Source organism: Pacificibacter sp. AS14, from assembly GCF_038899935.1.
Taxonomy (GTDB): domain Bacteria; phylum Pseudomonadota; class Alphaproteobacteria; order Rhodobacterales; family Rhodobacteraceae; genus Celeribacter.
The window spans coordinates 30394-53770 of record NZ_JBBMQI010000014.1 but is presented as its reverse complement, the minus strand read 5'-3'; the positions used below and the strand labels follow the sequence as shown (position 1 = coordinate 53770).

At 54.1% G+C, this 23377-nt stretch carries 27 protein-coding genes; 10 read left to right on the top strand and 17 right to left on the bottom strand.

The genetic code is table 11. The features are described from left to right. Positions 1 to 23: 23 nt before the first annotated feature. Positions 24 to 677 carry a peroxiredoxin gene (locus WNY38_RS13240; RefSeq protein WP_342857820.1) on the bottom strand — a complete coding sequence of 218 codons (654 nt, stop codon included), beginning with the start codon at positions 675 to 677 and terminating at the stop codon, positions 24 to 26. Between the two features lie 97 nt (positions 678 to 774). Further along, on the bottom strand, positions 775 to 1422 hold the full coding sequence (locus tag WNY38_RS13235; protein WP_342857819.1) for an RluA family pseudouridine synthase: 648 nt from the start codon (positions 1420 to 1422) through the stop codon (positions 775 to 777). A gap of 205 nt (positions 1423 to 1627) precedes the next feature. On the opposite strand from WNY38_RS13235, the gene WNY38_RS13230 reads away from it, so the two are divergent. Then, positions 1628 to 1972, top strand: coding sequence for an STAS domain-containing protein (locus WNY38_RS13230; RefSeq protein ID WP_342857818.1), 345 nt, complete (start codon positions 1628 to 1630; stop codon positions 1970 to 1972). Continuing rightward, positions 1962 to 2453 carry an ATP-binding protein gene (locus WNY38_RS13225; protein WP_342857817.1) on the top strand — a complete coding sequence of 164 codons (492 nt, stop codon included), beginning with the start codon at positions 1962 to 1964 and terminating at the stop codon, positions 2451 to 2453. The genes WNY38_RS13230 and WNY38_RS13225 overlap by 11 nt, the downstream gene beginning before the upstream one ends. Before the next feature lie 12 nt (positions 2454 to 2465). On the opposite strand, the gene hspQ is transcribed toward WNY38_RS13225, so the two are convergent. Next, positions 2466 to 2792 carry a heat shock protein HspQ gene (gene hspQ / locus WNY38_RS13220; protein ID WP_342857816.1) on the bottom strand — a complete coding sequence of 109 codons (327 nt, stop codon included), beginning with the start codon at positions 2790 to 2792 and terminating at the stop codon, positions 2466 to 2468. Positions 2793 to 2877: 85 nt separating this feature from the next. On the opposite strand from hspQ, the gene WNY38_RS13215 reads away from it, so the two are divergent. Both WNY38_RS13215 and WNY38_RS13210 read left to right on the top strand, forming a co-directional pair. Beyond that, positions 2878 to 3759 carry an AEC family transporter gene (locus tag WNY38_RS13215; RefSeq protein WP_342857815.1) on the top strand — a complete coding sequence of 294 codons (882 nt, stop codon included), beginning with the start codon at positions 2878 to 2880 and terminating at the stop codon, positions 3757 to 3759. Between the two features lie 86 nt (positions 3760 to 3845). Beyond that, positions 3846 to 4430: a lytic transglycosylase gene (locus WNY38_RS13210; protein ID WP_342857814.1), complete on the top strand. Its 585-nt coding sequence runs from the start codon at positions 3846 to 3848 to the stop codon at positions 4428 to 4430. A gap of 53 nt (positions 4431 to 4483) precedes the next feature. On the opposite strand, the gene WNY38_RS13205 is transcribed toward WNY38_RS13210, so the two are convergent. The 4 genes from WNY38_RS13205 to WNY38_RS13190 form a co-directional block, all read right to left on the bottom strand. Continuing rightward, entirely contained in the window at positions 4484 to 5095 is a 612-nt protein-coding gene (locus WNY38_RS13205; protein ID WP_342857813.1) for an outer membrane lipoprotein carrier protein LolA, read from the bottom strand. A 131-nt stretch (positions 5096 to 5226) separates the two neighbouring features. After that, on the bottom strand, positions 5227 to 8175 hold the full coding sequence (locus WNY38_RS13200; protein ID WP_342857812.1) for a DNA translocase FtsK 4TM domain-containing protein: 2949 nt from the start codon (positions 8173 to 8175) through the stop codon (positions 5227 to 5229). 11 nt (positions 8176 to 8186) lie between these two features. Beyond that, positions 8187 to 9368 (bottom strand): aminotransferase class I/II-fold pyridoxal phosphate-dependent enzyme, encoded by a 1182-nt coding sequence (locus WNY38_RS13195; protein WP_342857859.1) that lies wholly within the window; start codon positions 9366 to 9368, stop codon positions 8187 to 8189. Positions 9369 to 9497: 129 nt separating this feature from the next. Beyond that, positions 9498 to 10826, bottom strand: a complete 1329-nt coding sequence (locus WNY38_RS13190; protein ID WP_342857811.1) for an amidase family protein — start codon at positions 10824 to 10826, stop codon at positions 9498 to 9500. A 112-nt stretch (positions 10827 to 10938) separates the two neighbouring features. Here WNY38_RS13190 and WNY38_RS13185 point away from each other — a divergent pair, with 112 nt between their 5' ends. Next, positions 10939 to 12162: a UbiH/UbiF/VisC/COQ6 family ubiquinone biosynthesis hydroxylase gene (locus tag WNY38_RS13185; protein WP_342857810.1), complete on the top strand. Its 1224-nt coding sequence runs from the start codon at positions 10939 to 10941 to the stop codon at positions 12160 to 12162. 7 nt (positions 12163 to 12169) lie between these two features. Here the strand turns inward: WNY38_RS13185 and WNY38_RS13180 are convergent, their stop codons facing one another. The 5 genes from WNY38_RS13180 to WNY38_RS13160 form a co-directional block, all read right to left on the bottom strand. Further along, positions 12170 to 12358: a Trm112 family protein gene (locus tag WNY38_RS13180; RefSeq protein WP_342857809.1), complete on the bottom strand. Its 189-nt coding sequence runs from the start codon at positions 12356 to 12358 to the stop codon at positions 12170 to 12172. Next, on the bottom strand, positions 12358 to 12993 hold the full coding sequence (locus WNY38_RS13175; protein WP_342857858.1) for an LON peptidase substrate-binding domain-containing protein: 636 nt from the start codon (positions 12991 to 12993) through the stop codon (positions 12358 to 12360). Before WNY38_RS13175 ends, WNY38_RS13180 begins: the two co-directional genes overlap by 1 nt. A gap of 26 nt (positions 12994 to 13019) precedes the next feature. Next, complete coding sequence (locus tag WNY38_RS13170) at positions 13020 to 13925, bottom strand: co-chaperone YbbN (RefSeq protein ID WP_342857808.1); 906 nt, start codon at positions 13923 to 13925, stop codon at positions 13020 to 13022. 55 nt (positions 13926 to 13980) lie between these two features. Beyond that, the gene (locus WNY38_RS13165; RefSeq protein WP_342857807.1) at positions 13981 to 14769 is read right to left on the bottom strand and encodes an exodeoxyribonuclease III; all 789 of its coding nucleotides are present in this window, start codon (positions 14767 to 14769) and stop codon (positions 13981 to 13983) included. An 89-nt stretch (positions 14770 to 14858) separates the two neighbouring features. Continuing rightward, positions 14859 to 15242, bottom strand: coding sequence for a VOC family protein (locus WNY38_RS13160; protein ID WP_342857806.1), 384 nt, complete (start codon positions 15240 to 15242; stop codon positions 14859 to 14861). An 80-nt stretch (positions 15243 to 15322) separates the two neighbouring features. Here WNY38_RS13160 and soxR point away from each other — a divergent pair, with 80 nt between their 5' ends. After that, positions 15323 to 15757, top strand: coding sequence for a redox-sensitive transcriptional activator SoxR (soxR, locus tag WNY38_RS13155; protein WP_342857805.1), 435 nt, complete (start codon positions 15323 to 15325; stop codon positions 15755 to 15757). Positions 15758 to 15819: 62 nt separating this feature from the next. Here the strand turns inward: soxR and WNY38_RS13150 are convergent, their stop codons facing one another. The 4 genes from WNY38_RS13150 to WNY38_RS13135 all read right to left on the bottom strand — a co-directional run bounded on the left by WNY38_RS13150 (position 15820) and on the right by WNY38_RS13135 (position 18904). Continuing rightward, positions 15820 to 16608: a transporter substrate-binding domain-containing protein gene (locus WNY38_RS13150; RefSeq protein WP_342857804.1), complete on the bottom strand. Its 789-nt coding sequence runs from the start codon at positions 16606 to 16608 to the stop codon at positions 15820 to 15822. A gap of 39 nt (positions 16609 to 16647) precedes the next feature. Then, positions 16648 to 17310 (bottom strand): amino acid ABC transporter permease, encoded by a 663-nt coding sequence (locus WNY38_RS13145; protein WP_342857857.1) that lies wholly within the window; start codon positions 17308 to 17310, stop codon positions 16648 to 16650. A gap of 20 nt (positions 17311 to 17330) precedes the next feature. Beyond that, a complete protein-coding gene (locus WNY38_RS13140; protein WP_342857803.1) occupies positions 17331 to 18008 on the bottom strand; it encodes an amino acid ABC transporter permease in 678 nt (225 codons plus the stop codon). 209 nt (positions 18009 to 18217) lie between these two features. Further along, on the bottom strand, positions 18218 to 18904 hold the full coding sequence (locus tag WNY38_RS13135) for a response regulator transcription factor (RefSeq protein WP_342857802.1): 687 nt from the start codon (positions 18902 to 18904) through the stop codon (positions 18218 to 18220). 168 nt (positions 18905 to 19072) lie between these two features. Here WNY38_RS13135 and ribA point away from each other — a divergent pair, with 168 nt between their 5' ends. Next, positions 19073 to 20161, top strand: a complete 1089-nt coding sequence (ribA, locus tag WNY38_RS13130) for a GTP cyclohydrolase II (protein WP_342857801.1) — start codon at positions 19073 to 19075, stop codon at positions 20159 to 20161. Continuing rightward, positions 20161 to 20670, top strand: coding sequence for a L,D-transpeptidase family protein (locus WNY38_RS13125; RefSeq protein WP_342857800.1), 510 nt, complete (start codon positions 20161 to 20163; stop codon positions 20668 to 20670). The genes ribA and WNY38_RS13125 overlap by 1 nt, the downstream gene beginning before the upstream one ends. A 31-nt stretch (positions 20671 to 20701) precedes the next feature. Here the strand turns inward: WNY38_RS13125 and WNY38_RS13120 are convergent, their stop codons facing one another. After that, a complete protein-coding gene (locus WNY38_RS13120) occupies positions 20702 to 21361 on the bottom strand; it encodes a YggS family pyridoxal phosphate-dependent enzyme (protein ID WP_342857799.1) in 660 nt (219 codons plus the stop codon). A 217-nt stretch (positions 21362 to 21578) separates the two neighbouring features. Here WNY38_RS13120 and WNY38_RS13115 point away from each other — a divergent pair, with 217 nt between their 5' ends. Both WNY38_RS13115 and WNY38_RS13110 read left to right on the top strand, forming a co-directional pair. After that, positions 21579 to 22652, top strand: coding sequence for a porin (locus WNY38_RS13115; RefSeq protein WP_342857798.1), 1074 nt, complete (start codon positions 21579 to 21581; stop codon positions 22650 to 22652). Between the two features lie 159 nt (positions 22653 to 22811). Next, positions 22812 to 23375, top strand: coding sequence for a DUF3576 domain-containing protein (locus tag WNY38_RS13110; RefSeq protein ID WP_342857797.1), 564 nt, complete (start codon positions 22812 to 22814; stop codon positions 23373 to 23375). Positions 23376 to 23377 lie beyond the last annotated feature (2 nt).

Below are 23377 nucleotides of genomic sequence, written 5' to 3'. Positions count from 1 at the left end.
ATCCAATTGAAAACAGCCGTAAATTACTTAGGATCTTTGGCCATACGCAGGTAAGGCAGCTTGATGTCCAGCGCGCCGTATTTGGCTTCTGCGGCGGCGTTATCAAGCGACAAAGCCACAACAACGTCTTGGCCTGTGACCCAGTTCGCAGGCGTCGCAAGTGGCGCGCCATATGTTTTTTGCAAGGCATCCAAAGCACGCAAAATCTCGGCAAAGTTACGCCCCACAGACATAGGGTAAGTCATCATCAACTGGACTTTTTTGTCAGGTGAAATGATGAACACAGAGCGCACAGTGGCACTGTGCGCAGGTGTGCGCCCATCGGGCATGTAGGCGTCAGCTGGCAGCATATCAAAGGCCTTAGACACGGCCAGATCACTGTCTGCGATGATCGGGAAATCGGCTGTCGTGCCCGCAAAAGATTCGATGTCTTTTTTCCAGCCTTTGTGCTCTTCAACACCATCAACGGACACGCCGATCACTTTGGTGCCGCGCGCCGCCCATTCATCCGCCAACTGCGCCACAGCGCCAAATTCGGTGGTGCACACAGGTGTGAAATCTTTGGGGTGAGAGAACAAAATAGCCCAAGAGTCACCAATCCAGTCATGAAACGTAATCGTTCCTTGATCTGTTTCAGCCGTAAAGTTCGGTACAATCGTATTAATGCGAAGACTCATTGGTCCACTCCCTTTGATTATCTAATCCATAAGATAAGCATTCAGGCGGCCAATAACACCCCCCATTACCCCCTATGTCACGCGACATAAGAGAGATCTAAAACGGGCATTTCGCAGTGAAACTGACGCCTGCACCGCCATCAGGATGACGGAATTTCAGGTTCTCAGAATGCAGCATCAAACGCGGCGCGTCACGCGCATCACCCGTGGCATAAAGCGGATCGCCCATGATGGGATGGCCCAAGAACAGCATATGCACCCGCAACTGATGCGACCGCCCTGTGTGGGGATACAATCGCACCCGCGTGCCTGTCTCGTCATAGCGTTGCACCCGCCAATCGGTCTGCGCCGCGCGCCCCGTTTCATGACAAATCTTTTGCAAAGGACGGTTTTCCCAATCGACGATGATCGGCTGATCGACAGTGCCTGTTTTCGGCTCCAGCTTGCCAAAAATACGCGCCACGTAAGTCTTTTTCGTACGCCGTTTTTCAAACTGCTGCCCGATGTGTTTTTGCGCATGGGGCGTCAAGGCAAAGACCATCACGCCACTGGTGTCGCGGTCCAACCGATGGATGAGCAAAGCCTCGGGAAACGCACCTAAAATGCGCGCCATCAAACAATCCGACAGATGCTCGCCCTTGCCAGGAACGGACAAAAGCCCTGCGGGTTTGTTCACAATCAAGATTTGATGATCCGCGTGGATCACGTCCAACGGGTCATGGGGGGGATTATATGTATCGCTCATGCGCAGCCGAATACCATGTTCAATCCAAATTGACCAACAGCTCTTTGCATCTGCGCCCGCCGAAGCACGCCATGGGGTCGACGCGATAAATTGATAAATTTCGATCTAAATGCCTCAGATATTCACGGCCTATTGCAAGGCGTTCCAAACACCTTGGTAAGACATTTTTCCTAAGATCAAACTGAATACGATCAAAAGGTGTCCAATGGAATTGAATCACAAAGACTTCGACAACGCGCGTTTGGTAACAGTCTGCGAAAACAGAATCGATGCGGTGTGCGCCATTCAGTTTAAAGACGAAATGCGTAAACTCACCGACGAAGGACCAAGACGCGTGGTGCTTGATATGTCCCAAGTCGAATTTCTCGACAGCTCTGGGTTGGGCGCCGTTGTTGCTGCACTCAAAGCCAAGAAAGTAGACCAAACACTTGAACTCGCCTCGTTGCAGCCCGCTGTACAAAAGGTGTTTCACCTAACCCGTATGGACACTGTTTTTTCAATCCATGACAACGCCACGTCCGCGATCGGGGACGCTGCCGATGCGTCCTGAAAAGATTTTGGACGTTTCTTTGAGCAGCGATAGAAACTTTCAAGGTGACAATGGCGCCCTGCGCTTGATCATTCCGGCAAATGAACGTTCCGTGCGACGCGGTCTTTTGACAATTAAATCCGGCATGTCCAACCTGAGCCTGTCCCAAGAGGATTGGAGCACGGTTGAACTTGTCATCGCAGAGGTGCTCAATAACATTGTTGAGCATGCCTACTCGGACAGCGAGTCTGGCCTGATTGAGGCTCATTTGGATTACTCACACGACACTTTGCAGTGCAAAGTTATCGACACGGGACGCTCGATGCCAAATGGCAAACTTCCCAAAGGCGCTCCCAAAGACCTGACATGTAACATTGCGGATTTACCGGAAGGTGGATTTGGTTGGTTCCTTATCCACCAGCTGACTCGTGACCTGAACTACGCGCGCCACTCAAACCAAAACACACTGTCCTTCAGGCTGCCGTTTGCAAGCAAGGATTAGCCCGTCCCGGTGTCAATTCATCTGAAAATGAAGCGGGTATGTGCCATCTTCGAACGGTCCAAAAAGATCCGTAAGATCTGGGTGTTCCACAGGAACGCCAGAATAATCTGCAATCAAATTCTGCTCTGAGACATAGGCGACATAATAGCTTTGATCATTCTCAGCCAATAGATGGTAAAACGGCTGATCTTTCTTAGGTCGGCTTTGTTCGGGAATAGCATCATACCACTCTTCGGTATTGGTAAAAATAGCATCCACGTCAAAGACCACGCCACGAAAGGGATGCTTTCGGTGACGGACAACCTGTCCTAAGTGATATTTGGCGCGTGTTTTCAACATAACATTGCAACCCCCGTTTCACGTTATTAGACTTTTCCAGCGGGCAGTGTCCACGGGGGGCAGCCGATTAATCAGGAAACAGTCTGTGAACTTAATTTTAACAGTCTTAGAAATTGTGTCGCCGGTCTTTCTATTGGCCACGATAGGATTTATCTGGGTCAAAACGGGTCACGAGTACCGCATCGAGTTTGTCACCAAACTGGCGATGACCCTATCGGTCCCAGCTTTGATTTTCACCGCACTGGTCAAAGCCGAAATTGACCCGACCGCATTGACGAAGCTGTCCTTGGCCGCGATATCGGCTTACGGCGCTGTGACCGTCATAATGTATCTGACGGTCAAACTGCTCAAGCTTGAAACCCGCACCTATCTGAACCCTCTGATTTTCGGCAATGTGGGCAACCTCGGCTTACCCTTGGCCTATTTTGCATTTGGTGACGAAGGTCTAAGCTATGCCATCATAATCTTCGCCGTCATGGCGATTTGGTCCTTCACATTCGGGGTCTACATCACGGCTGGTGGCGGCTCTTTTGGCAAGGCCTTAAAAGAGCCTCTTGTGGGGGCCACGCTTTTGGGGTCGGTGTTTTTATGGCAGGGTTGGACCATCCCGACGTTTATGATGAACACCTTGGAATTATTGGGGCAAATTGCTATCCCGACCATGTTGATCACACTCGGCGTCGCCGTGGCGCGCCTTGCGCCCAGCGGTCTTGGAAAAGCAGCTATGCTATCCGTATTCAAGGCCCTTATCTGCACCGGCATCGCCATCATTCTTGGCAAATGGTTCGGCCTGTCCTCTGTGCCATATGCGGTGTTGATCCTGCAAATCACCACACCTGTCGCCGTCACATCCTATCTTTTGGCTGAAAAATACGGTGCCAAGGCCGAAGACGTCGCAGGACTTGTTGTGGCCTCGACCCTTTTGTCCGTGCTGTACCTTCCGCTATTGTTGGCTTTTGTTGTGTGACCAAAATCAGCCCACTCACGAGAAAGCCATTTTACGGAGCGCCCAAAACGCGGTATGGTTGTAAAAAATAACACATGAGAGCAGTTATGAGAAAAGGTCTTCGCGCGATGGCACTGTTGGTGCTGGTCGCTGCCTGTGGCAGCGGTAATTTTTCGGCACCACGCAATCTCGACGACGCCTGTTCAATCGTTAAACAACGCCCCGCTTATTTGAAGGCCATGAAAGCCTCAGAGCGCAGATGGGGCGTGCCCGTAAACGTGCAGATGGCAGTGTTATACCAAGAAAGTAAATTCATCGGCAACGCACGCACGCCGTATCGGTTTGTGCTGGGCGTGATTCCAATGGGTCGCCAAAGCTCTGCCTATGGTTATGCGCAAGCGCTTGATGCGACATGGGATGAGTACCGCGAAGACCAGCGCCGCTTTGGTGCCAAACGTGACCGGATCAACGACGCCACTGATTTTATGGGGTGGTACATGGCTGAATCCACTAAGCGCCTCGGGATTTCAAAAACAGACGCACGGGCACAATATTTAGCTTATCACGAGGGTCGCAGCGGCTATGCCCGCGGCAGCTACAGAGCCAAATCTTGGCTTGTGCGCGTGGCCGCTGCAACGGCTTCAAGGTCCAGCAGTTATTATGTTCAGCTGAAGTCCTGCCACAAAATCTAATGCGCTTTGCCTCACGCCTATGAGACACAGGGTGAGGCAAAGCATGCGCCGATTCACTCGATAGGTGTGCCCCTGCGGCGCGCTTCAGCTCTGATGTTAAACTCGGCATCTCGTACCGTTCCACCCAGACGCATTTTGGTCAGCTGAACCGTGGTCGACCCACCGCCTTCATCGTGAATAACCCAAGCCTTCAACACCGGTGTATCCCCAAAAATCAAATCGATGGACCCGTATTCTGGATGCTCAGGATCTTGGGCGCGCACAACTGTGTCACCATTTTGTTCGGTATGGGACACGACCATTTTCGCCCGCGACAGATCAACATTTTGTTCCAAAATCAAAGACAAGGGCGTCTGAGACATGGGAAATCGTTGGGGCGGTTCGTTAGAGCCGGGATCAAACACGGCCACCTGCCCACCAGAGCCAAGCACCAAAGGATCATTTTCACCGCCATAAGACAGACGCATCCGACCCGGGCGTTTGAGCGTCAGTACACCCGTTGCCGTAGAACCATCATCGTTCTTTTGAACGAAATCGGCCTGAACCGTGACAAGCGAATTTATATAGGTGGACAGCTCATTCAATGACAGTTTTTCTGCCGCCGCTGGAAGGGCCAAACAAATAGACGCGATAACGGGCGCAAGTGCGAAACGAAGTGTTTTCATACTCTCAATATACGCCGCTTTGCGCACCAAAACATCCTAGAATTGATCACATAAACCGGAAGGGCGCGTGATAAGCAAAGATCTGCACATCACACCCTGAACTGCTTACTGCACGCTCTGGTCTAAGAACCTTATTGCTCGGGAACCAAAATGTCGCGTTTGCCAACATGGTTGGCCGGTGACACCAAGCCTTCGTCTTCCATTTGCTCAACAAGACGCGCGGCTTTGTTATAGCCAATCGCCAGTTTGCGCTGGATGTAGGAGGTCGAACATTTGCGATCTTTGATAACGATGGCCACAGCCGTGTCGTAAAGCGCATTTTCGACGTCTGTATTGCCGCCAGTGGACAGACCCAGCACAGCATCGATGCTGCTTTCTTTGTCAGAAGGCGGGCCTTCGACCACGCCCCCAACATAAGACGGCGGACCGTAGGATTTGAGGTAAGAGACAATTTTCTCGACCTCTTCATCCGAACAAAACGGTCCGTGCACACGGGTGATTTTCGATCCGCCCGCCATATAAAGCATGTCGCCCATACCCAAGAGTTGCTCAGCACCCTGTTCGCCCAAAATCGTGCGACTGTCGATTTTCGAGCTGACTTGGAACGAAATCCGTGTCGGGAAGTTTGCCTTGATCGTACCGGTGATCACGTCAACAGACGGACGCTGTGTCGCCATGATGATGTGAATGCCAGAAGCCCGCGCCATTTGCGCCAAACGTTGGATGCAGGCCTCGATCTCTTTACCCGCCACCATCATCAAGTCGGCCATCTCGTCAACGATTACAACAATGTACGGAATGGTTTCGGGCTTGAACTCTTCGGTCTCGAAAATCGGATCACCGGTTTCCTCGTCAAAACCGGTCTGCACAGTGCGCGAGAACATCTCGTCCTTGGCCAGCGCTTCTTTCACGCGACCATTGTAGCCATCGATGTTACGCACGCCCAGTTTAGACATCTTGCGATAGCGATCTTCCATCTCAGCGACGGTCCATTTCAGCGCCACAACAGCCTTTTTCGGATCGGTCACAACCGGCGACAACAGATGCGGAATGCCGTCATAAACGGACAGCTCAAGCATCTTCGGATCGATCATGATCATCCGGCATTCATCCGGCGTCAGCTTGTACAACAGCGACAAGATCATGGTGTTGATCGCCACAGATTTACCAGAACCCGTCGTCCCCGCAATCAATAGGTGAGGCATCTTGGCAAGATTGGCCACGATGGGATCGCCACCGATGTCTTTGCCCAAAGCCAGCGGCAGCTTCATGTTGCTGTCGCCAAAATCACGCGCCGATAGGATTTCGCGCAAGACGACTTTCTCGCGGTTTTCATTCGGCAACTCGATCCCGATCACAGTGCGACCCGGCACAGTCGAGACACGCGCAGACAGTGCAGACATAGAGCGGGCGATATCGTCAGCCAAGCCAATGACGCGCGAGGCTTTCAAACCGGGCGCAGGTTCAAGTTCGTACATGGTCACAACCGGCCCCGGACGCACGGACACGATTTCGCCTTTGACGCCGTAATCATCCAGCACGTTTTCCAACATACGCGCGTTTTCTTCCAAGGCATCATCAGACAGCGTAAACCGTTCAACTGTGTCGGCGCTTTCCAGCAGCGACAAAGGCGGACACTGGTAAACCGCTTCTTTTGGATCGAATTTCAACGTCGGCTGGGCTTCGGCTTGCGCTTGTTTCGACTTCACCGCAGGCTTGCGCACTGGATGTTGCACAACGCGTTTTGACTCTGGTACGGCCACCGCAGGCTCGAAACGTGCTGCATTTGGCGTAACGTAATCAGGCGTATCCAGCGCGATATCGTCGTCATAATCCATCGGCGCGTAATCGGTGGGCGCCACATCATAGCCCCCATCATAACCGTCATCTGTATAGGCGAGCGCGTCATCCGCATAAGCCAATGGGTCTTCAAATCCTATATCATTCTCAGCGGCAACCTTAGGCGCAGGCTGCGAAATAATCATCGGCTTGGGACCTTTTTTGTATTTCGCAACGGCTGCTTGTGCGGCAGATAAAGGTGGCTCAATCCGCCCACCTGTTGTGGAAATCGCGCGCGACCCAGCACGCACACGCGCATTCACGACATTCGAAATCTTACTGCGGACACGATCATCAAAACCGCCGCCCATATCAGGTTCTGGTGCCAATTCTGGCTCAACCAGTTCCGGCTGTAACGGCACCTCTTGGGACCGTTTCAACAGGGTTGGCATTTTGGAAAACAGGCCGGACTTTTCGGAATATTCTGTCGGGACTATGTGGTCCTCAACATTGTCTTGATGAACCCCTGCGCGCACAACACGCGGGGCAACGACCTGATCCTCTTCGAACAAAGCCTGATTTTCCGCCAAAATGCGCTTTTTGTCGGCGCGGCGTTCAGCCGCTGTCGTTGCGATACGTTGGCCTGTCGCGACAGACCCGCGCGCAGCCATGCCCGTCACATGCAAAATCAAAGCATAAACACCAACCAGCCCGTACAGCATAAAGCGCCCAGCTTTACTCAGCTCATGGCGGGTAAAGCCACAGACGAACAACATCATCGCAACGGCCGCAAAGGAAGCTATGAAAGCCAATGATTTTAGTGCCAAAGCAGGGCTCAGCGGGAAGATTTGAATCAAAGCAGCCAGCACGGTGTCTCCAAACAATCCGCCGTAGCTTTGGGCCGAAGTGCTCGCATATGTCGAGGCATAGATCGCAATCAATGCAATCGAAATCGGCGCGAACACCACACGCGACAAAGACTGTTCAGCCCCGTGATGAGTGATGAAACGCACCCCCCAAACGGCGAACACAGCGGCAATACCCCAAGAAGCCGTGCCAACGATGATCATCAACGGCGAGGCAATCGTGGCGCCAAAATGCCCCAAGATATTGTTCACCGGCGCATCGGTGGCCGACAACCAACTGGGGTCCTCAGGCATGTACGACCCCAACATCAAGGCCATGATCACAGCACAAAGCAACAGTCCGATGCCCACAAGTTCTCGTCCCCTGCGTTCTAAAAGCGCTTGGGTGTTTTTGTCAAAAAGTGGGTCGCGACCACGTGCCTGATAGGATGCCATTTTCGCCTCTTTCAACCGTACAAACAGTCACGAAGCGTTGTAAGCCCGTGCTGTGTCTCTGTTTTTGGGGCCACCAAAGCGACCCGAATGTAATTTTTGCCAGGGTTGTGCCCCTGAACATCTCGTGACCAATAGGCGCCCGGAACAACCCGCACACCTGTTTCAGTCCACAATTTTAAAGCCGCTTTTTCGCCGTCTTCCACAGGAAGCCACAAAAAGAAACCGGCTTGCGGAGCGCTTGCTCCATCGATGCCAGAAAAGATCTCATCGGCGAGGTCTAGTTTTTCAACGTAAAGCGCCCGCGATGCGGCCACATGGGCCTCGTCAGCCCAAGCCCGCGCAGATACCGCTTGGATAGGCAAAGGCAAAGGCGCGCCAGAGTAAGCCCGCAACTGTTTGATCTGTTCGATATTTTTCGGACCAGAGGCCACAAAGCCAGAGCGCAACCCCGGAAGGTTAGAGCGCTTAGACAGAGAATGAAAAATCACCACCCGCTCAGGGTCTGCGCCGATGTCTTGCGCCGCCTCAAGCGCGCCCACGGGGGCCTCGCCGCGATAAATCTCGGAATAGCATTCGTCAGCGAAAATCGTGAAGTCGTGCTTTTCTGCCAAAGCGATCAAGTCACACAAATAATCACGCGGCGCCACGGCCCCTTGGGGGTTTGACGGGCTGCAAATATAGACCACAGTCGTGCGGTCCAAAATCTCGGTGGGCAGGCCCGCATAGTCTGGCAAAAACCCCGTTTGCGCGGTCGCGGGCACAAAAACGGGTTCCGCGCCGACCGTGGCGGCGGCCACTGCATAGACTTGGTAGAACGGATTGGGGATCAAAACGACAGGTTTTTTGCCGCGCTTTGTTTCCGGCGAAAGCGCGATACAGGCGTTCATCAAGCCTTCGCGGGTGCCATTGAGCGTCATGATTTGGGTCGCAGGATCGACCGCCACATCAAAGCGACGCTTGATCCATCCGGCAATCGAGTCCAGCAGTTCTGGCGTGCCATGGTTGGCGGGGTATTTCGCAAACAGATCAACGGTTTGCATCATGATTTCCCCGACAAAATCGGGCATCGCATGGCGGGGTTCGCCGATGGTCATATGTATGATCTCACCGCCTGGCGCATGCGCATCGAGAAGGGTTCTCAAGCGCGGAAACGCATATTCAGGCAGGTTCGAAAACCGCTCTGGAAACGTCATGATTGTTACTACTGCCTCGTCTTCGCGGATCATTTTGCCCGCTTGTTTTAAGGCACGATACCGCGTTCAAGCCAAACGGTCCAGAAAAAGACGTCTCGTTTCAATGCCTGCCGTCCGAACCTGTGACTTTTAGGCCAAGGCGCGCTCCACTGCGGCCCCCAAACACAGCAGTTGATGTTCGGTATTGGGCGGTGTTTGCAGCAAAATACCCGTAGACGGCACACCCGTTGGAAGGGTCAACCCCGTCAGCCCCATCAAGTTGCCAATACGCGTGTTGCGCAGCGCCAATAGGTTTTCGGTCACGTAGTAATCGTTGTCACTCAAAAGCCGGTCCATATTGGGCGGCAAAATCGGCGCAGTGGGCAAGATCACCGCGTCATAGCCTGCGGTGGCGGCCAGATACTCTGCGCGATACATCTGCAATTTGCGCCACGCATCGACGTAATCCGCCGCCATAACGGTGCCACCTGCACGGAAACGGTCCAAAATGGGCGGAAACATCACGGTTGGATTGGCCTCGATCACATCGCGCCATGTGCCATAAGCCTCAGCCGGAAACAAAATACCCGACAGAGCCATGGCCCGTTCAATCATATCCACCGATCCGCGCTCGATGATAGCGCCTGCGTCTTGCAAACGCAGCACTGCGCGCTCAAACCCTGCCAAAGGGGCCTCGCGAATGTCATCAAAAGCCACGGTTTCCAGCATCAACAGGCGTTTGCCTTTAAGCGACGCGTCGCGCAGATTGGGCGCTGGCGTGCCATCCAAAATCGCAAACACCTCGGCGGCGTCCTCAACCGTTTTGACCAATGGACCAACGGTGTCAAAGGATTCCGCCAGCGGCACAACGCCGGAGAGCGGCAGGCGGTTTGAGGTCGTTTTCAACCCCACCAAATCATTCCACGCCGCAGGAATACGCACTGATCCGCCTGTATCGGTGCCAATCGCGCCGGGGGCCAATTCAAACGCGACAGAGCCCGCCGCCCCAGACGACGACCCGCCAGACACCGCCGCCGCATCGTTCACGCAGGGTGTGGTCTCGGTCACAGGATTGAGACCCAAACCTGAAAACGCCAATTCGCTCATATGGGTTTTGCCCAAGCACACAAGGCCACTCTCGGTGGCGCGGCGCACCACCTCGGCGTCCTCGGTCGGCACGCGCCCTTCCAGTAAACCCGACCCAGCCTCGGTCGCTGTGCCTGCGGTGTCGAACAGATCTTTCCAAGACACAGGCACACCGTCCAAAAGCCCGCGCCGCGTGCCGGTTTTGGCGCGTTTGCTGGCGGCCGCAGCCTCACTCAGCGCACGCTCACGCGTCAGACGCGCGTAAATACGCGGGCCGCAGGCATGCGCCTCGGCAGCATCCAGATATTGCGCCGTGATGTCGAGTGGGTCGAGCGCGCCTGCCCCAATATGACGGCCCAATTCGCACATGGATTTTTTGAAAATATCGGACATGAACAGCCCCTTTGTCGCTTGATTATCGTCTGAGTATCATCGGTGTCATTTTCCCCAAGCTAGCGGCACAAACACGCATGGACAATCCCGCATTGCGCGCCATATTGACGGCATGACAGATTCAAATGACATCCTGATTGTAGGCGGCGGCCTCAACGGCCCAGCCTTGGCTTTGGCGGTTGCAAACGCTGGCTTAAACGTGACCATCATCGACCGTATCAGCACCTCTACGCTGGCGGGCGGCGGATTTGACGGACGCGGCTATGCCTTGTCTGTGTCGTCGCAAAGATTGCTGCAAGCTTTGGGTGTTTGGGATGTTGTGCGCGACAAAGCCCAGCCGATTTTGGATGTCAAAGTCACCGACGGCAAAGCAGGCGACGGCCCTGCGCCTTTTATGTTGGAATTTGATCACGCCGAGACCGACGACGGACCTGTTGGGTTTATGATAGAGGATCGCTTTTTGCGTCGCGCTTTGCTGGATGCAGCGGCCGAACATCCGCGTATCACCCAAATCAACGGCACAGTGGCCGCGCAAAGCGTTGACCCTTTGGGCGCGCATTTGACCTTGGATGATGGGGCCACTCTATCAGGCGCATTGATTGCGGGCTGCGACGGGCGCACCTCTGGCACGGCCAAGCGCGCTGGCATTGCGCGCACTGGTTGGGGCTATGATCAAACCGCTTTGGTTTGCGCCATTGCGCATGCATTGCCCCATGAGGGCTGCGCGCATCAGTATTTCATGCCCGCTGGCCCCTTGGCGATTTTGCCTTTGCCTGACAACAAAAGTTCGATTGTTTGGACCGAAAAAACCAGCGTGGCCGCCGATATTCACGCGCTGTCCGATGCGGATTATTTGGACGTTTTGCGTCCGCGCTTTGGCGATTTTCTGGGTGAGATTTCTTTGGCGGGCAAGCGGTTCACCTATCCGCTGAGCCTGACTTTGGCCAATGTTTTTGCCGCCGACCGCGTGGCTTTGGTTGGCGATGCCGCCCACGGGATGCACCCCATCGCGGGGCAAGGTTTGAACGCAGGTTTTAAAGACGTTGGTGCGCTGGCTGAGACCTTGGTTGACGCCCATCGGCGCGGCGAAGACATCGGGCGCATCAATGTATTGATGCGCTATCAGCAATGGCGCCGCTTTGATGTCACCACGCAAGCTGCGATGACCGATGGGTTCAACAGGTTGTTTTCAAACGACAACCCGCTGTTGCGATTGGGTCGCGACATCGGGATGGGTGTGGTGAACGCCCTGCCAAGTCTGCGCCGTGCAGCGATGCGCGAGGCGGCCGGTGTCAGTGGAGATTTGCCCAAACTGATGCAGGGCAAACCGCTTTAAGCGCGGATCAGTCGTCCAAACGCCGTGCTTCGTCCATCAGCATAATCGGAATGCCGTTGCGAATGGGATAGGCCAGACCTGCGGTTTTGGACACCAGTTCTTGGGCCTCAGCGTCATAGGATAGAACACCGCGCGTGTGCGGGCAGACCAAGGCTTCAAGCATTCTGCGATCAAAAGGGATTGTATCAGGTGTCATTACATCATGTCCTCGTTGGTGCCGCCACGTAAGGTAAATTCCATCAATGTTACAAGCGTTTCTCGGCGTGTCGACAAAGACGGGGCTTCGAGCAGGGCTTGTTTGTCTTCCGCGTCAAAAGGGCAAAGCATCGAAATGGAGTTGATCAAAACCTCATCCGAGGCCCCTGCCAAACCGTCCCAATCGACGTCAAACTCTTCTGCGGAAAAGTACCGACGCAACAGCGCAAATAGGGCTTTTCGATCCAAACCTGCGTCGCGTTCCGAGCCGCCAAGATCGCGATCAAAGCCTGACCAGTCAATCAATGCGCGCCGATATGGCACAAATCCGTCGATTTCATCGCCAATACGACAGCGCGAAATGCCAGTCAACGTGATCATATAGCGGCCATCATCGGTCTCGTTAAACCCCGTCAAACGCCCCGCACAACCGATGGCATTTAAGCGATCACCTGCGGCGCCGCCGCGCGGCTGCGCCATCACGATCAGGCGTTCGGGGGTTTTCATGCAGTCCTCGACCATTTGCAAATATCTAGGCTCGAAAATATGCAGCGGCAAAGGGGTGCGCGGCAGCAAAAGCGCACCGGGCAACGGAAAGACGGGCAGCGCCAAAGGCAGATCATTTGAATTTTTCATACCCATGAGGTAGCCCGCCATCCCGATCAGACAAATATCATTGATGACAATTTGCGACGCCCGTTCAAAACAATCGGATCATTGGCCTTCAAGCTATCGAAAATCTTGAACAATTGCTCTTTCGCAGCGCCTTCATTCCAATCGCGATCTTGTTTGAAGGCCGCCAAAAGGGCATCTACGGCCTCTTCGACTTGACCCTCTGCGTGCAGGGCTGTGGCCAAATCAAGTCGCGCTTGCATATTGGCAGGATCAGCGGCAACAGCGGCGGTCAGATCGGCCACAGGGCCCGCGTTTTCGGCCTCGCGCGCCAAAGCGATTTGCGCAAATACAGCCTCGATCATTGGATTTTCGGAAATCTCAGCTGGCATGCCGTTCAAAACCGCTTCGGCCTCATCCAGTGCGTCTTGCGCGATGTGGCATTTGGCCAAACCTGCAAACGCGCCGACGTTTTTGGGGTCTTCTTCCAAGATTGCCGCATAGGTTTCAGCCGCGTCGTCAATCTCGCCAGCCTCAAACATTTCATCTGCGGCCTCGACTGCCGCATCCAAACCACCGTCATCGACAAGGTCTGTCAGCTTGGCGACAAAGGCATCGATTTCAGATTGCGGCAGCGCGCCTTGGAACCCATCGATCGGCTCGCCTTGCCAGAATGCGAAAACAGTCGGGATCGATTGCACCCGCATCTGCCCCGCAAGCATTTGGTTTTGGTCGACATCGACTTTGACCATGCGCACTTTGCCGTCGGCGGCGCTGACCGCCGCTTCCAAAGCCGGCCCAAGCGTTTTGCACGGGCCGCACCAAGGCGCCCAAAAGTCGACGATCACAGGGACCGTTTTCGACATCTCAACGACTTCTGCCATAAAGGTGTCTTGGGTGATGTCGATAATATGCGCGCCCGCAGTGGGGGCGTTGGGTGTCCCGAGTTCAATCATCTGGGTCTCTCCTCTAACTTTGCTTGTCCTTTATATGCGCTTGTTGAACGCAGAATTAAAGGTCGAAGGTGGCAAACACGGGCGCATGGTCAGACGGCTGTGTCCATCCGCGGGCGTCGCGCAAAACGCGGCTGGAATGCGCGGCTTTTGAAATGTCGGATGTGCCCCAGATGTGATCCAGACGACGGCCTTTGTCGGCCGCGTCCCAATCTTTGGCGCGATACGACCACCAGCTGTACAGCAGCCCGTCCGGAATATCTTGGCGCGTGATATCGACAAAGCCGCCCGCCTCTTGAGTTTGCACCAGATGTTCGATTTCGATTTCTGTGTGCGATACGATTTTACGCATCTTTTTGTGATCCCAAACATCGTCTTCGCGCGGCGCGATGTTCAAATCGCCCACAAGTATCGATTTTTCAAGCTTTGCGGCATGAAAGGCGTCACGCATTTCAGTGAGGTAATCGAGCTTTTGACCGAACTTTTCATTGATCTCGCGATCGGGTTTGTCACCACCGGCGGGCACATAAAAGTTGTGGATGGTCACGCCGTTCTCAAGCTTGCCCGCAACGTGGCGCGCATGGCCCAAGCTGGCGTAATCTTCGCCGCCCGCATCTTCAATCGGCAGTTTCGACAGGATAGCCACGCCGTTATAGCCCTTTTGCCCGCGCGCTACCATGTGGGTGTAGCCCAGCGCGTGAAAGCCCTCGAGCGGGATTTTATCAACGGGGGATTTGCACTCTTGCAGGCACAACACGTCGGGGCCTTGCTCGGACAAAAGCTTGAGCACAAGCGGCTCGCGCAGGCGGACTGAGTTGATGTTCCAAGTGGCAAGCGTGAATGACATATGCGGGTCCCTGCGATTTGGCCAAAGCGGCCCATAAATTTGATCGACAGGTTAATCGGCCTTTCCCACTTGCGCCACCCAGAACTGGATCAATCGTATTGAACCACTTCAAACTCGATGCCATCTGCATCATCGAAATAAAACCTGCGTCCGGGTTCGTAGTCTGCATGCGAGCACGGGGTGAACCCGACATGGCGCACGCGTTGCTCGATCACATCCAAATCTGGCACCACCACGGCGATGTGATTGAGGCCATTTATGCTGCGGTAACTGTCCACGGGGGGCGTGGGATCTGTGGGCGGCTGATAAAGCGCAAGATAGCTGTCATCGCCGCCTACATGAACAGTTTTGCCGTTGTGAATAGACGGGCCATGCCAGCGGATTTTCCAATCGAAAACGAATTCCATCCAATCCACTGTGGCGCTCAAATCACTGACGGTGACGTTCACGTGTTCCAATTTTACCTGTGTCATTTGGCTCTCCTAAACATTGCTGTTGTGCGTTTATAGAGCCTGTGTAATTGTTAAACCTAACTTTAGGTCAAGGTTTATTTATGGCACTCGCAAAAGAACTATCCATCGGGCAAGTCGCCCTGCGCACTGGCATCGCGGTTTCGGCGTTACGCTATTACGAATCTGAAGGATTGCTGCAAGCGAACCGCAATGCAGGCGGGCAGCGGCGATATGCGCGCATGGCGCTGCGGCGGATTTCCTTTATCATCGCGGCGCAAAAATTTGGGTTTTCCATCGCCCGTATTCGTGAACTGCTGGCGGACCTGCCGGAAAACCGCACGCCGAACGAAGCCGATTGGCGCAAGATCGCCATGGAATTTCGCGCAGAGCTGGATTCAAAAATCGCATCCTTAGAACGGCTACGCGATAATTTGGAAGGCTGTATCGGCTGCGGATGCCTGTCTATGAAAAAGTGCAAACTTTACAACGAGAACGATCAGGTGGCGGCCCGCGGCGCTGGACCGCAACTGTTGTAGGCACCACGGCACAGCAAAAAGGCCCCGACATGCGGGGCCTTCTCTTGATGGAATTCAGTGTCTTAGAATGTTGGCAGTGGTGGCAACGGTTGACCGAACCACTCTTGGGAAATCGCGTCCAATTCACCGCCCAGTTTTTTGTGCAAGATAAAGACGTTGACCCATTGCAGCAGATCAAAGTCGCCTTTTTTCACGCCGATGAACGCAGGGCTTTCTTTGAGGATGATTTTGGTGGCGATGCTGATCTCTGGGTGGTCAACGGTCAACTGCGCTGCGGCTGTGTTGCCTGTGACCAGCACGTCGATTTGACCAGATGTATAGGCAGACAAGGTCGCCGCATCATCGCCGAAACGAACGATTTTCGCATCTTCAGGCGCGATTTTGGACAGTTCAAGATCTTCCAAGTTGCCGCCGGTCACACCGATGGTCAGCCCAGACAGATCGGCAGCCGTGCTGATCACCGTGTCATCGGATGCGAACACACCAGAGTAGAAGGGCGCGTAGGCGGCCGAGAACCAGATGGATTTCGCACGCTCAGGGTTGGCACCCAAAGACGAAATCACCAAATCAACGCGTTCTGTCTCTAAGAACGGAATGCGTTGTTTGGACACAACGGGCACGATCTCAAGTTCAACACCGAGGTTTTCGGCCAAAAGTTTCGCCACATCGACATCATAGCCAACATGTTCGCCTTCAATGCCAAGCGATCCAAAAGGCGCAAAGCTTTCAGGGACAGCGATTTTGATCACGCCTTCAGACAGGATATCGGACAGGTCCGCATGTGCGGGTGCACAGACGGGAAAGGCCAGCGCTGCGGCTGCAATCAGGGATTTTACTTTATTATTCAACATTGGAGTCTCCTTGAGGTGAATAAGTTTGAATGATGTGAATCAGTGGGCGGGCGACCCAAGGCGTTTCTCTAACCAGCGCGACCACAGGGTCAGCGGATAACAAAGACTGAAATAAATCAGCGCCATGAGCGGATAAATAACGAAGGGTTCTGAGCCCTCGACAGGGGCATTGGCCCAGCGCTTGCCAATTGCCATGAGGTCGTGAAACCCGATGATATAGGCCAGCGAGGTGCCTTTGATGATCTGCACCATAAAGCCCACAGTAGGTGCCAAAGCGATGTTTAACGCTTGCGGCAGAATCACTTTGCGCAGGGTCGGATAGAACCCAAGCCCAATCGCGCGCGCGCCTTCCCATTGGCCTGGCGGTACACTCTCGATGGCACCGCGCCATACGTCGGCCAGATAGGCCGAGGAATAGATCGTCAACGAGAAAATCGCAGCCGTCCAAGGATCAATGGTGATACCCAAAAGCGCAGGCGCGCCAAGACCCGTGAGGAACAGCAGCATCAATAAAGGCGTAGATTGGAACAGCCAGATGTAGCTGACGGCAACACCTTTGGCGGTCTTGTTTGGCATAATGCGCAGCAATGTCACCAACCCGCCCAGAATGCCACCGCCGAGAAAGGCGATCAAAGACAGATAGATTGTAAACTGCGTGGCTTCGATCAGCTGGAACAAAATGATGCCGTCGGGCTTGCCCATCAGGGAAATAAACAGATCTTTCATCGCGCGGTCTTCCAGCGAAAGGCGCGCTTTTCGATTCCGTACATCAGCGTTTTAAAGGCCAAGGACAGCAAGATATACAGCACGGTGAGCGTGAAGAAGACCTCGAACGATCTAAACGTGCGACTGTCGATATAAAGACCTGCGTTGGTCAAATCGCGCACGCCGATCTCTGAGATCACGCCAGTGGTCAAGAATAAGAAAATGAACTGCGAATTGAGCGAGGCAAACATCTGCGCCACAGATTGCGGCACAATGATCTTGATGAACTGAACAAAACGCGGAATGCCCAAAGCTTTTGCGGCGTCATGCTGGCCTTGGTCGACGACCTGAAACCCAGCCCGCAAAATTTCGGCGAAATAGGCGGAAAAGTTCAACATCAGCGCCAACACAGCATGGCCCCAAAACGGCCAGACATAGCCAAGCAATTGCGGCAAACCAAAGGCCACGAAAAACAGCTGAACAATCAAAGGCGTGTTGCGAATGAAATCCACGTAAGTGGCAGCGATATAGCGCAGGACTGGAATTTTCTCATAGCGCGCGGCCGCCAAGCCCAGCGCTAAAATGAATCCCAGAACAGCGCCAGCCAGCGTCACACCTGCGCTCAACGCGATTCCTTCGGCCAAAAGCCAAAGGTATTCTGGGTTTCGGTAGATCTCGAAAAAGCGCAGTTCCATAAGTGGCCGACCTTTGCGTCTACAATTTCGTGTACGATCATGTACTTGAGTTGACACAATAGGCGACGTTGGGGCGGCACAAGGCGGCGCGCGCATGGGGCGCTTTCATTCTTTGGTGTGCCAAAAAAGAAGACCCATTTTTGACCAAACGCACAAAAAAAGGCCCCGATCAAAACGATCCGAGCCTTTTCACATATATAAGGTGCCGCTTAGGACGCCAAACGATACCCGCCGGATTCCGTCACAAGAATGCGCGCATTCGAGGGATCAGGTTCGATTTTTTGACGCAGACGGTAAATGTGTGTCTCAAGCGTGTGTGTGGTCACACCAGCGTTGTAGCCCCAAACCTCGTGCAGCAGCACATCGCGCGGCACTACGGTTTCAGAGGACCGGTAGAGATACTTGAGAATATTGGTTTCTTTTTCGGTCAGTCGGATCTTCTTTTCGTCTTCAGTCACCAGCATCTTTTGCGCAGGCTGGAACGAATACGGGCCCAACTGGAACACGGCGGCTTCTGATTGCTCATGCGTGCGCAGCTGCGCGCGAATACGCGCCAAAAGCACAGGGAATTTGAACGGTTTGGTCACATAGTCGTTGGCGCCCGCATCCAGACCCAAGATCGTGTCTGCATCGGTATCATGCCCTGTGAGCATCAAAATCGGCGCCTTCACACCGCTTTTGCGCATCAATTTGCACAGCTCGCGCCCGTCCGTGTCCGGCAAACCAACATCCAGCATCACGAGATCGTAATGTTGGTCTTTGATTTTTTCCATACCCGTCACGCCACTGTCAGCTTCGAAGACGTCAAAGTCTTCGGTCATCACCAGCTGTTCGCTCAGCGCCTCGCGCAGGTCGTCGTCGTCATCCACCAGCAGAATTTTTTTGAGAGTGGCCATTTTGAATGCCCTCCTTATGTTTGTCTCTGCCCATGATGTGATGCGGGTTCACGCTTTCGACAAGATTTACAACAGTGCTCTCACGCAACCGTGTGAATTTCACGGGGTATGTTTCATCTTCTAACAAAGATCACTACATATTGCGCGACCATATCGTTGGAATTGAACATGAGCCTAGCCCCAAGCCTGCCGGAATTGATCGCCCGCGCCCGCGCTGATTTGCGTATGGGGGTGCCGATTGTGCTGCGTTCAGCCACGGGCATGTCTTTGGCGATTGCGGCGGAACACCTGTCTAAAGACAGATTAGAGACATTCAAATCCATCGGGCCTGTCGTGTTGGCCATTACCGCGCGCAGGGCCGCGACACTCAAAGCGCGCCCCTATGACGGCGATATCGCGCGGCTGCAATTGCCTATCCATGCCAAAACATCTTGGATCGAAGCCATCGCAGACCCTGCGGGCGATTTGGCCTCGCCGATGAAAGGGCCGCTTGCAAGCGCCCGTACGGGCTGCCCCGTGCGCCACCGCGCCGCGATTAAGCTGGCAAAATCTGCGCAGCTGTTGCCAGCTGTCTTATTGGTGAACACAGATGACGCGCTGAACTTGGCGGCAAGCAACGGCTTGACCGTGGTGCCCGCCGAAGAGGCTTCTCCTTATATGTCTTTGCTCGCGCCACTACAGGATGTCGTGCACGCCCGCGTGCCACTTGCGGCGCATAATGCCGGACGCGTTCATGTGTTTCGCCCCGATGATGGTGGCACAGAACATTTCGCCATCGAGATCGGCAAACCTGATCGAGACGCGCCCGTGCTGGCCCGCTTGCATTCTGCGTGTTTCACCGGCGATCTGTTTGGTTCGCTCAAATGCGATTGCGGCCCGCAGCTTCACGCCGCTTTGGCGCATATGGGCGAGACTGGCAGTGGTGTGCTGTTATATCTGAACCAAGAAGGGCGCGGCATCGGCCATGCCAACAAGATGCGTGCCTATTCATTGCAAGACCAAGGCTATGACACAGTCGAGGCCAATCACCGCCTTGGCTTTGAAGACGATGAGCGCGATTTCCGTATCGGGGCTGCGATTCTCAAAGAGTTGGGGTTCAGTGCCGTCAAGTTGATGACCAACAACCCCGCCAAGATCGCCCGTATGCAAGAACAAGGCATCGACGTCGTGACCCGTGTGCCTTTGGAAGTTGGTAAAAACAGCCACAACAGCGCCTATCTTGCAACCAAGGCGAAAAAATCGGGGCACCTCTTATAATGCGCGCTACACCTCGACCTGTGTCAGCCAAAGACATTGTCGTCACCAAATGGGGCGCGCGATTTATGGGCCGACGCTTTCCCTGTTCTATCGGCAAAGGCGGCATCACATCTGACAAACGCGAGGGCGATGGCGCCTCTCCGCGTGGGGCTCATGCGATGCCTGGCGTATTGTATCGCGCCGATCGTACACCCCCAATCACAGGGGAGATGATTCTGCCCCGTGATCTGTGGTGCGATGCGCCGGATCACCCTGACTATAATCTTTTGGTCAAAGCGCCTTTTGGGCAAAGTCACGAAAAACTGCGCCGCGGGGACCGTCTATATGACCTTGTGGTGATCACCGATTGGAACTGGCCCGCCGCCACAGCGCACAAAGGCTCCGCCATATTCGTACACCGCTGGCGTCGGCCCCGTTATCCGACTGAGGGCTGCGTGGCCTTTCGCGCCGATCATCTGCGCTGGATTGCCGAACACCTGACCCCCAGAACCCGTCTTATTATAAGTTAGCCAGATAACGTAGGTGATCTAGGCGATCACTCTACATAATTTCATAAGTCCGCTCGCCAAAAATCGCAGAACCCACACGCACATATGTCGCCCCATGTGCGATGGCCTGCTCAAAATCACCTGACATGCCCATCGATAGACCGTCTAACCCATTGCGCTTGGCGATATCCGCCAACAGTGCGAAATGCGCGGACGGGTCTTGATCAGAGGGCGGAATACACATCAGCCCCTCAAGCGGCAGGCCTAATTCTTTGCACATATCTATAAAGGCATCAGCCTCATCCGGCAGAGCGCCCGCTTTTTGCGGCTCGGCGCCTGTGTTGACCTGTATATAAAGGCGCGGGCAGGATCCTGTCTCGTTTTTGATCCGCGCTATCGCCTGCGCGATCTTCGGGCGATCCACTGTGTGGATGACATCAAACAGATCCATCGCTTGACGCACCTTGTTCGATTGCATCGGCCCAATCAGGTGTAATTCAACGCCTGAGAACTCTTCTTTGAACGCAGGCCACTTCCCAGCCGCCTCTTGAATGCGATTTTCGCCAAAGACTCGGTGTCCCTCTCGCAAAACCTGCGCGACTCGCGCGTTCGGTTGAACCTTAGAAACGGCGATTAGCTGAGCAGCTTTCGGGTCTCGACCCACCCGAACCGCCTCTTTTTCGACTCTTTCTTGAATATCGCTCAGTCCCATGACTGCCTCCAAACCCAATAAAACTTGATCATTAAGTAGCATTTAGGCCGCCACGCGTCGGCGATGCAACAGGTGTGTGGCCAAGTTGCATCATTAATTGCCAGAGCGCACAACACACCCCCACATCTCTTGACCCAAAGCGCGATAAGTCGCAAATGTCTCGTCATATGCTGGACTACCTAGCATGAGCAATTTCTTCAAATCCACGAGGGTAACAATGAAAAATATTCTTCTCTCCTCCGCTGCCATCGTCGCCTTCGCTGGCGCAGCAGCTGCAGACGTATCATTCTCCGGCTCAGCCTCATTGGGCTACAACGAAGAAATCAACGACGGCGTCTACGCTGACGTTGATCTCGACCTGACAATGTCACAAGAGCTGAACAACGGTTGGACAGCGACTGTAACTTACGGTTTCGAACTCGAAGAATTCTCAGACAACTCTGACACAGACTTCACAGACGACGACAACCTGACTTTGTCTTTGTCTAACGGCACATACGCTTTGACATTCGGCGACACAGAATACGCTGCTGCTGAATACTGGTCTGGCGTTTCCGAAATGGACGAAGACAACTTCTCTGAAGCTGACGGCGAAGACAATCTCAAAATCTCCGGTGAATTCGGCGGCGTTGAAGCTGCTATCTCTACAGGTGTTGACACAGACACTGGCGGTACATTCCAAACTTCATTCGGTGTTTCTGGTGACATCGGCGCTGTAAGCTTCTCCGCTGCATACCAAGCAGAAGAATACAACGAATCTGATGACGCGGCTGACACAGGCGACTTCACAAATGAAGAAGTCTTTGCACTTGCTGTTGGTACATCATTCGCTGGTGCTGACGTAACTGTTGCATACGCTACATCTGACGACGAAGATTCAACAGGTATCGAAGTTTCTTACCCAGTTGGCGACATCACTCTTGCCGCATTCTACGTGTCTGAGTCTGCTGACGAAGACAACTACGGTATGTCTGCTGTATACTCAGCAAACAGCATCGAAGCTAAAGCTTACTACAAATCACTTAACGAATCCGACGAGTTCGGCATCGGTGGTTCATACACTATGGACGAGCTCGTTGTAACAGTTGGTTACGTTGACGGCGACAGCCTGTCAGACGACGACTTCGGTGCATACATCATCGCAGACTACGATCTCGGTGGCGGCGCGTCTGTTCTGGCGTCATACGCTGACGGCATCGAAGGCGGCGAAGGTTCTGACGACATCGACACAGTTGTCGGTGGCTACGAATTGTACGACGGTTTGACAGTTGAGCTCGGCTTCGACTTCTAAGTCATAAAACTTTAGACTTTCTAGGGCCGCTCCTTTGGGGGCGGCCCTTTTCGTTTGCGCGGGTCGTTGCTTTGCATGGGGCCTCAGCCTCCAAAGGTCTTGTTCATCCTGACATTGAGCGATACGGTTGCCGCGATTGATCGTTAGGGAAACCACAGTATGCTCCGCTTGAAAACAACTGCTTTGCTTGGCCTTGCTGCCGCTTTAACTTTGACCGGCTGCGGTAACGGCAGTCTTGGGTCAGTTGGCAATAGCGTCGGGTCAACCGGATCCGGATCTATGTCAAACGGCGGGGGTACAACCCAAGTCGCGGGCGAAACCGTCGATACGAGTAGAACTGGCCAAGCCGTAGAGCTGGCCAATGGCGAAGTCATCGTGATCGAACAAGCCAACCGCCGCAAAATCTTCGGTGGCGGACGCGGATCACTGGAAGCTGGCGCGCAAGTCAACAAATACATCTGGAACGCAACCCTTGATGTGCTGTCCTTCCTGCCTGTGCAGTCTGCCGATCCGTTCACCGGCGTGATCATCACCGGATATGGCACGCCCCCCGGCGGCGGTCGCGCGTACCGTGCTGTGATTCACGTGACCGATCCCGCCCTTGATGCGCGCACCTTGAACCTATCTCTATATACCCGCAGCGGTGCCGTGAGCAGCGACACCATCCACGCGGTCGAAGATGCGATTTTGACCCGCGCACGACAGTTGCGCACTGGCAAATAAGA